The organism is uncultured Veillonella sp. (assembly GCF_963551295.1).
Lineage (GTDB): Bacteria > Bacillota > Negativicutes > Veillonellales > Veillonellaceae > Veillonella.
Map to the genome: position 1 here is coordinate 19986 of NZ_CAUVFT010000029.1, position 8459 is coordinate 28444.

Genomic DNA, 8459 nt, shown 5'->3' on the forward strand with positions numbered 1-8459 from the left:
GAGAACTGGAAAGGGGGACGAAATGCGTTTTTTACATACTGCCGATTGGCATTTAGGGCGTATTTTTTATGGCCAGTACTTAACAGAAGACCAAGCTCATGTATTGGAACATCAGTTCTTTAATATTTTGAAAGATGAAAATATCGATGGCATATTGCTCGCAGGGGATATTTTTGATAGAGCGGTGCCACCCATTGAAGCTATCGAACTGTGGGACTCCATAATTACTCGTCTCGCTATGGACTACAAGGTGCCTCTCTTTGTGGTGAGCGGTAATCACGATGGAGCGGAACGTCTTGAAGTGGGGCGCTCTATGTTGGGACAATCTGGTATCCACATTTGGGGCTCTCCTCATCACGCATTAAAACCTTTTGAATTTGAAGGGTCAGATGGCATGGTGGCAATTTGTCCTATGCCTTTTAGTGAACCTCGGCGTATAGGGGAGGCTTTGGGTTTAAGTTCTGCCAATACTGTTTTAGCAACTGTTCAAAATCTGGAGAGTGTAGAAACTAAGACTAAAGCAAAGTCAAAACGGTTTAAATCAAAGAAGTCATCTCAAGATATTATAGAAGGCTCTTTATTTGCTGATGTAGAGGCTACTAATGGAGAATCCATCGATACTGAAATTGCTGACATAGTAACACAGTGTTATGAACAAAATTGCGAAAGCGCTTTGAATTTGCATAATTATGACCAAATGTATCAGGCTTGGAGCGATTACTTGTATAAACAAGTACCCAAGGGAATGCGTAGGATCGCCATTAGCCATGCTTTTGTTATGGGTGGTGAAGTAGGGGGCTCAGAGCGTACCTTGTCTGTAGGTGGCAGTGAACAGGTAAATCCTCAAGTCTTTAAAGACTTTCACTATACTGCCTTGGGGCATTTACATGGACCTCAACGAATGGGTGCTGATCATATTCGTTATAGTGGCTCTCCATTAAAATATTCCTTTGATGAACATGCACAGAAGAAATCTTTCACCATTATTGATATGGATACAAAGGGGAGCGTAGATATTAGCACGATTCCTGTAGAGGCGAAGCGAGATGTAGTCATTTTGGAAGGTTATTTTGAAGACTTGTTAAATGATAAAGCATTACAGGCTAAACATAGGGATGACTATGTGCAAGCTCGTTTACTTGATACGATGCCGATTATGGATGGAATGGCTAAATTGCGCCAGGTTTATCATCGTTGTATGACCATTAATCTAGTTGGTCGCGTGGCAGGACCAATAGCAGAGATGGGCGATGCGGTTTTTAAAGAATTAAATGAGCGTCAATTATTTAATCAATTTGCAGAAACTGTGTGGAAGGAACCTTTAACAGAGCAAGAACAGCAATATATCAACTCTGTATGGGACCGAATTCTTAAGGAGGACTAAATGAAGCCTATATCATTAACTATGGAAGCCTTTGGTCCGTATCGTGATTCGGTCACATTGGACTTTAACGAGCTCCAAGACCATTCCATGTTTCTCATCGCTGGCCCTACAGGGGCAGGGAAAACATCAATCTTAGATGCCATGGTGTATGCCTTGTATGGTGAGCCGAGTGGGGAAGTACGTAAAACAGATGCTATTCGCAGTGACTTTGCAGAACCTCATCGGATGACTCGTGTTGATTTCTCTTTTGCTATTGGCGATGCACAATATCGTGTTGAACGATTACCGAAACAGATGGTAGCAAAGAAACGTGGTACAGGGATGCGGGAGCAGAATGCTAGTGCTACTGTATATGAAATGAAAGATGGTGAGTGGAAGGTTATTGCCACTTCGGCCGCCGCCATTCGCGATACCATTCAGCAAATTATAGGCTTTCGCAAGGATCAGTTCTTACAAGTTGTGCTATTGCCTCAAGGGGAATTCCGAAAGTTGCTGGTTGCCTCTACGAGTGAACGTGAGGAATTACTACATACACTCTTTAGAACGGAACTATATCGAAAATTACAAGAAGCACTCAAGATCGCCTATGATGAAGCAAAGGCAGGTGTTGAAGAAAATCTAACAAAGCAAACTGCCTTCATACAGTCCATTCCTCATGATGGAGCAACTCCAATGTTAACCATTGAGCATGTGCGTGAGTTATTAGCAAATCGGGGACGACATCGAGAAGCTCTTGCTATAGATCGAGATGGGGCAGTAACTGTGGTAGAACAGTTTAATGTGCTTCGAAATCAATGGTCTTTATATAATCAGGCTCAACAATCTCTTGCTGAGGCTACTTCGAAACTTGACTTGGTGAAAACCAGGGAAACTGAGCGCGTAAACCTAAGTGAAAAGGTTCAGTTCCTTAACTCTTTGACACCAACGCATGAATTATATAAACAATATATTGAGAAACAGGCTGTATTAAAAACTTTAGAACAGGCTCTTTCAGATGCGGAAGAACGTGTGAAACTGGCAACTCAACATGAGGCTAAATGTTTAAAGGTTTACAGTGGCTTAGAAGGTCAAGCTGAAAGTATACAAGCTAAGAGAACTACCTTAGCTCAATTTCAACAACAAGCGGAGAAGTTTGACGAGTTAGATGTATTGAAAAAGAAATTCTCTACACTGCATAGTAGTTTAGAAGAATTAGATAGTAAAAAAAGCGAAGATGCATTAGTAAAACAACGGGAGCTTGTAAAAACGTTAGAAGCTGATTTAGAAGCTTTGCGTAAACAGTTACAAGATAATAACAAACTCTTAGAAGATACTCCTATTATTCAAGAGCAACTAAATGATTTGCATAGATATTCTGAATTACTAGAAGAAATTAGTAAGGTACAAAAAGAAATCGATGATAAAGGTCAAAGGCTAGCGTCTCTAGATGAAACAGTGCAGGTTGCAAAGGTACATCTTGAACGATTAGAGCATCTAATGCAAGAAGGGCGCGCCTTTGAGCTAGTTCATTTACTTGTAGATAATGAACCTTGTCCGGTCTGTGGCTCTACAGAACATCCACAGTTAGCGGCGAAGCCAGAGATTTATCCGACTAAGGATGAAATTGAAGAGGCTCGTACAGCCCGTGACGTAGCACTACAAAAGCAAGCTAGCGAAGTGGGACAACAGAAAACCTTAGTTATTCGTCTTGATGAGTTAACTAAGCAAGTAGATGCACAAGTTTCTACGCTAAAGTTATCTATGGATGGTTTTTCTGAGAAAAAATTTGCATCTGTTCAGCAGGATTTGTTGGATAAAATGGAGCAACTTACAGCTTTACGTGGTAAGTCTGAATTGTTAAGTAAAACTATAGCTGACAAGGAGCATAAGTTAAAAGTAGCTAGAGATAAGTTAGCAACTTTAGAGCTTGCCCATAATGGATTACTTAAAAATCTACACGACCTAGAGATTCGTATTAGCTCAGTACAAGCTAACATTGATGCTCTATCTAAAACGTTACCAACCACGGATATAGCTGCGTGGCAAAAACAGCTAGAGTCATTGGATAGTGATATTACGGCCTACGATGAGCAGGTGAAAGTTGGTAAAACTAATTTAGATGCTGCTCGAGAACAGTTGAATGCCAAACGCGGACGCTTAGAAACCTTGTCCTCTCAAGTAAAAGAGGAAACAAAAAATCTCAATTTGATGTATAAGAACTATACACAGTCATTACAAACTATTTCTTTAACAGAAGATGATTTTGTAGAGGCTTTACGTGATATTAAAGAGATAGAGAACTATAGAACACAGCTGCATGCTTTGGATGAAGCCTTTAATAAAGCACGAGCTGTATATGATGCGGCGTTAAAGGCCTCAGAAACTGTGGTTAAGCCAAGTGATACTGTTTCTGATGAAATCTATGCTACAGCAGTAGAGCATCGAGATACGCTAGTAGGCAATCTAGCGGCATGGGATAAAGAAACAAAGCATATCGAAACTACGCTCATCTCATTAGAAGCACTTGAAGCTGCTATGGGCGAGGCTCGTGAAAAGGTGAAGTTCTTAAGCCGATTAAATGATCTCGCTAATGGTGGGGAGCAAGGCTTTAAAAATGTTACCTTTGAGCGTTATGTATTGGGGGCTATCTTAGATGAGGTCGTATATGCAGCAAATTTACGACTTCAGAAGATGAGTCGCAACAGATATTCCTTGGAAAGATCTGACTATACAGGTGGTGGTCGTGGCAAGCAAGGCCTTGATTTGGCAGTTATGGATGCTTTCACGGGGCAATCTAGACCGGCAAATACCTTGTCGGGTGGCGAAACATTCTTGGCATCTATGGCGCTTGCCTTGGGATTAGCGGATGTTATTCAAAGCTATGCTGGTGGTATCCATATGGATACGATGTTCATCGATGAAGGCTTTGGCACGCTTGACCCAGATACATTGGAACTAGCTATGGAAACATTGGTACAATTGCAATCTTCTGGGCGCCTTATCGGTATGATTTCCCATGTGCCTGAGTTAAAATCGCGCATACCTGCTCATTTAGAAGTTATTCGCGGTGACGATGGTAGTACGGCAAAATTTGTTATTAACTAGATATCATTAACTAGATATAGATTTGCCAAATGTGTTACTATTAAAAGAGGATAATTCCTACAAAAACATCCTGTATTTACGAAGGGGGTTCTATGAAGTTTTCGTTTGCTCATAATAATATAAATGTTAAAGATCTTGATAAAAGTCTAACCTTCTATAAAGAAGCATTATTGCTTGAGGAGTCTCGTCGTTTGGAAGACCCAAGCGGTGCTTTCACTCTCGTGTATTTAAAAAGTCCTTATACAGCACATGAATTAGAACTTACATGGTTGCGCGATTGGGATCGTCCTTATAATTTAGGCGACAATGAATTCCATTTAGCGTTTTACGTAGATGACTATGAAGCAGCTCTTAAGAAACATAAAGAGATGGGCGTTGTTGCTTATGAGAACGCTGATATGGGCATTTATTTCATAGCGGATCCAGATGGATATTGGACAGAAATCATTCCGGCAGGTAAATATTAATGGAATATATGTTAACCCGTTTGGAGTGGTTAGTTGGTCCCAATAAAATCCAAACATTAAAGGACACGTCTATTGCACTCTTTGGTGTCGGTGGCGTAGGTGGTGGTGCCCTTGAGGCGTTAGTGCGAGCTGGTGTAGGTCGCATCGTCATTATCGATGGAGATTCCATAGCGCCTAGCAATTTGAACCGTCAAATGATTACGACTCATGACACGATTGGGGCACGTAAGGTAGAGGTGGCAAAGGCGCGAGCGTTAGCTATTAATCCTGATGTAGTGATAGAAACTTATGATATTATGTATACCGAGGAAAACTATCCTGGATTTATTCAAAGCTTGAACGTTGATTATGTTATCGATGCCATTGATATGGTAACGGCGAAACTTACTATCATTGAGGTTTGTCAACGTGAAAGCATCCCTGTTATTTCTTGTATGGGCGGCGGTAATCGCTTTTACCCAGAAAAACTTATGATTGCTGATATCAATAAGTCTCATACATGTCCTTTGGCACGCGTTATGCGTCGGGAACTCAAAAAACGGGGCATTAAAAAACAATTAGTTTTATTTTCTACAGAAAAACCGACAAAACCACAATTCCGCGGCGAAGCGACAAGTCCTGGAACATGTAGTTTTGTGCCCCCAGTGGCAGGTTTTATATTAGCAGCACATGTATTGCGTACAATTTTGGAGGTACCTGAACAATGAAAAAAGCAAAAATCCATATGGCTGACGGCGGCGATATTATAATTGAATTATTTGATAAAGAAGCTCCTGGCACAGTACAAAACTTCATTGATCTGATCAATAAAGGTTTCTACAATGGTCTTCGCTTCCACCGTGTAATTCCTGGTTTCGTAGCTCAAGGTGGTTGCCCTAATGGCAATGGTACAGGTGGTCCTGGCTACACAATTAAAGATGAATTAATTGGTAACCCACACAAACACGAACGTGGTGCATTGTCTATGGCTCACCGTGGTCCTAATACTGGTGGTAGCCAATTCTTTATCGTATACGAACCACAACCTCATTTGGATGGTGTACATACAGTATTTGGAAAAGTAATCGAAGGTATGGACGTAGTTGATGGTATCCATCAAGGTGCTATTATGGAAACTGTTGAAGTAATCGAAGGTTGATCTCATGAATGATGTATCTATTAAACATCCGGAATGGCTATATATTGATGTAGACGGAAAGACATCATATGGGTATGACCAAGAGTGGTTCACAGATGAGTGGCAACGCTTGTCTGGTTGTGGCCCTACATCGGCATCACAAGTTTTGAGCTATTCGCTATTTAGGGATGGCTTATTAGATTTAGAAACCACATCCGATCAAACGCTTGCTTTAGAACGGATGAACTTAGTTTGGAAATATGTAAAGCCACGCTTTGGTGGTGGTGTTTATAAAACGCAATGGATGGAACGAGGCCTGGTTCGTTTATTAGAAGATGAAGGCTTGTCATATGATGTACATATGTTAAATGTGTCTCCTTTCTGTGCTTCTCGTGTAGAGGTAGAGGCTGCAGCTCAATTTATTTATGATGCCTTGGCACAAGATGTGCCTGTAGCATTTTTGAATCGTCATAAAGGGAAAGAAAGGGCTCTCTATACATGGCATTGGGTTCCAATTCACAAGATTTTCAGGGATGGCGATGATATTCGCTGTGGCATCTTTGATGAAGGTGAAATCCGTGATTTTTCGTTAGCGAATTGGATGAAAGATACCATTTTAGGTGGCGGTTTCTGTTATATTAGCCGTAAAGGTTAAGTAATAGAGCAATTAAAGTAATATACATACGCATCGCAATAACCTGCGGTGCGTATTGTAGTATAAAAGTAGGAGGTACTACATGAGCCAATGGATTACAGAGGAACAAACTCCTCATTTACGTCTCAGCGCTGAAGCGGAAGAAGTATTATATTCAGGTGAATCTGAGTTCCAAAAAATTGAAGTATTTAAATCTAAAGAGTATGGTACAATGCTCGCATTAGATGGTGTATTCCAAACATCTGAACGTGAAGAGTTCATCTACCATGAAATGATGAGTCATGTTCCATTATTCTTACATCCAAATCCTGAACGAGTACTGATCATCGGTGGCGGTGATGGTGGCGTAGCTAGAGAATGTGTACGTCACGACTGTGTAAAAGAAGTAACAATGGTTGAAATTGATGGCAAGGTAGTAGAGTTGGCAAAACAATATTTACCAACTATTGCTAAAGCTATGATTGAAAACCATCCAAAATTAACTGTAAAAATTGTCGATGGTATTGGTTTCATGGCAGAAGCAGAAGATTATTATGATGTAATTATAGTAGACTGTTCCGATCCAATCGGTCCTGGTGAAGGCTTGTTTACAGAAGAATTTTATAAGAATACATTAAAAGCTTTGAAAGCTGATGGCTTGTTTGTACAACAAACAGAATCTCCGATGTTACACCAACCATTAGTGGAAAAAGTATTTGGTTATGTTAATAGCCATTTTCCAATTGCGCGCTTATATACAGCTTTCATTCCAATCTATCCTGCAGGGATGCATTGTTTTACCTTGGGGTCTAAAACATTTGATCCTCTAACATGGATTCCAAACCGAGAACAAAACTTTGAAACAAAGTACTATAATGCAGGCATTCAAAAAGCTGCTTTTGCATTGCCAAATTTTGTAAAAAATTATTTGCCAAGTAAGTAAATAATATGTATAATGGGGAAGCGCTGTTTGTGAAACGAAAGTTTCCGATAGTGCTTCCTTATTTATATGAGGATTAAAGGGCTTATATTAGAGATGACACAATTAAAAGTTTCGTTTGTAAAAATTAATGAAATTGAGAAAAAGGTGTTGACACAAATCTCTAGAAAAGATATAATTCTCTTTGTTACGAAGACAATGTCTTCGATACCTACAAGGTGGTGGGTATGGTGAAGCGGTTAACACGGCGGATTGTGGCTCCGTTACGCGTGGGTTCGATCCCCACTACTCACCCCATAACCTACACATCGTAATCACTGTAGGGGTGTCGCCAAGTGGTAAGGCAACGGACTTTGACTCCGTTATGCGCTGGTTCGATCCCAGCCACCCCTGCCAACATGACTCACTAGCTCAGTTGGCAGAGCACCTGACTTTTAATCAGGGTGTCCCGCGTTCGAGTCGCGGGTGAGTCACCAAATTAAAACTCACAAACTTCGGTTTGTGAGTTTTCTATCTCTATTTTTAGAGATTTTGGTTATGATTGTGAGTATAAAATTTAATCGAAAATCGGTTGAAAAATCTTTGGAAAAGAGGTTGACGATTTAAGGTTAGATTGATATACTATACAAGTCGTTAGGCGTAGAACTAACGTAACAGATCTTTGAAAACTGAACAATGATAGGTAATCAATCAAAATGATTGAACATATGCCAGAGTGCGGGTTTTGACATAGTCAAAACCAACCATAATTCAAAGCTACTTCAATGTAGCGACAACAAAAACAAATGAGCTATTCAAATAGCTTCAAGATATCTTGGAGAGTTTGATCCTGG

At 40.3% G+C, this 8459-nt stretch carries 7 protein-coding genes and 3 tRNA genes; all 10 read left to right on the top strand.

The window, feature by feature from the left end:
• Positions 1-22: 22 nt before the first annotated feature.
• The 10 genes from RYO55_RS07990 to RYO55_RS08035 all read left to right on the top strand — a co-directional run bounded on the left by RYO55_RS07990 (position 23) and on the right by RYO55_RS08035 (position 8102).
• Positions 23-1384: an exonuclease SbcCD subunit D gene (locus RYO55_RS07990; RefSeq protein WP_314984962.1), complete on the top strand. Its 1362-nt coding sequence runs from the start codon at positions 23-25 to the stop codon at positions 1382-1384.
• Entirely contained in the window at positions 1385-4468 is a 3084-nt protein-coding gene (locus RYO55_RS07995; RefSeq protein WP_314984963.1) for an SMC family ATPase, read from the top strand.
• A gap of 92 nt (positions 4469-4560) precedes the next feature.
• Positions 4561-4935 carry a VOC family protein gene (locus RYO55_RS08000; RefSeq protein ID WP_314984965.1) on the top strand — a complete coding sequence of 125 codons (375 nt, stop codon included), beginning with the start codon at positions 4561-4563 and terminating at the stop codon, positions 4933-4935.
• Positions 4935-5642 carry a tRNA threonylcarbamoyladenosine dehydratase gene (locus RYO55_RS08005; protein ID WP_314984967.1) on the top strand — a complete coding sequence of 236 codons (708 nt, stop codon included), beginning with the start codon at positions 4935-4937 and terminating at the stop codon, positions 5640-5642. Before RYO55_RS08000 ends, RYO55_RS08005 begins: the two co-directional genes overlap by 1 nt.
• Positions 5639-6073 carry a peptidylprolyl isomerase gene (locus RYO55_RS08010; RefSeq protein WP_314984969.1) on the top strand — a complete coding sequence of 145 codons (435 nt, stop codon included), beginning with the start codon at positions 5639-5641 and terminating at the stop codon, positions 6071-6073. The genes RYO55_RS08005 and RYO55_RS08010 overlap by 4 nt, the downstream gene beginning before the upstream one ends.
• 4 nt (positions 6074-6077) lie before the next feature.
• Entirely contained in the window at positions 6078-6707 is a 630-nt protein-coding gene (locus tag RYO55_RS08015) for a hypothetical protein (RefSeq protein WP_314984971.1), read from the top strand.
• Between the two features lie 82 nt (positions 6708-6789).
• Entirely contained in the window at positions 6790-7629 is an 840-nt protein-coding gene (speE, locus tag RYO55_RS08020) for a polyamine aminopropyltransferase (RefSeq protein ID WP_314984972.1), read from the top strand.
• Between the two features lie 218 nt (positions 7630-7847).
• A tRNA-His gene (locus tag RYO55_RS08025) sits at positions 7848-7923 on the top strand.
• Between the two features lie 24 nt (positions 7924-7947).
• Positions 7948-8022: transfer RNA gene (locus RYO55_RS08030), tRNA-Gln, on the top strand.
• A 4-nt stretch (positions 8023-8026) separates the two neighbouring features.
• A tRNA-Lys gene (locus tag RYO55_RS08035) sits at positions 8027-8102 on the top strand.
• Positions 8103-8459: the final 357 nt, after the last annotated feature.

Excerpts from the sequence above, each read along its gene's own strand:
- RYO55_RS08010 (WP_314984969.1), top strand. The coding sequence starts at position 5,639 with ATGAAAAAAGCAAAAATCCATATGGCTGACGGCGGCGATATTATAATT.
- RYO55_RS07990 (WP_314984962.1), top strand. The coding sequence starts at position 23 with ATGCGTTTTTTACATACTGCCGATTGGCATTTAGGGCGTATTTTTTAT.
- RYO55_RS08000 (WP_314984965.1), top strand. The coding sequence starts at position 4,561 with ATGAAGTTTTCGTTTGCTCATAATAATATAAATGTTAAAGATCTTGAT.
- RYO55_RS08015 (WP_314984971.1), top strand. The coding sequence starts at position 6,078 with ATGAATGATGTATCTATTAAACATCCGGAATGGCTATATATTGATGTA.
- speE (WP_314984972.1), top strand. The coding sequence starts at position 6,790 with ATGAGCCAATGGATTACAGAGGAACAAACTCCTCATTTACGTCTCAGC.
- RYO55_RS07995 (WP_314984963.1), top strand. The coding sequence starts at position 1,385 with ATGAAGCCTATATCATTAACTATGGAAGCCTTTGGTCCGTATCGTGAT.
- RYO55_RS08005 (WP_314984967.1), top strand. The coding sequence starts at position 4,935 with ATGGAATATATGTTAACCCGTTTGGAGTGGTTAGTTGGTCCCAATAAA.